This window comes from Vibrio sonorensis, from assembly GCF_001854765.1.
Taxonomy (GTDB): Bacteria; Pseudomonadota; Gammaproteobacteria; order Enterobacterales; family Vibrionaceae; genus Vibrio; species Vibrio sonorensis.
The window spans coordinates 1-260 of record NZ_LJJE01000101.1 but is presented as its reverse complement, the minus strand read 5'-3'; the positions used below and the strand labels follow the sequence as shown (position 1 = coordinate 260).

Below are 260 nucleotides of genomic sequence, written 5' to 3'. Positions count from 1 at the left end.
TCATCTCAGCAGCCTCTTTGCTGACAGTACGGTAGACAGGCTTCAGGTCAGCCATAAACTCCTTCGGGTGCTTGGAGGCCACGTACTTCAATGAGTTGCGGATCTGATGAATTACGCATTGTTGCACTTCTGTATTTGGGTAAATCGTAGCGATGGCTTCTGGGAAGCCTGTAAGACCATCCACGCAGGCCATCAGGATGTCTTCGACTCCACGATTATGCAGATCGGTTAACACTGACAGCCAGTAGTTTGCACCCTCT

1 protein-coding gene is annotated in these 260 nt (G+C 50.0%); it reads right to left on the bottom strand.

Features of this window, described 5'->3' with window-relative positions; translation table 11 throughout:
* Positions 1-260: transposase (locus tag BLO31_RS18810; protein WP_175443253.1), on the bottom strand; the 260-nt coding region annotated here is incomplete at both ends.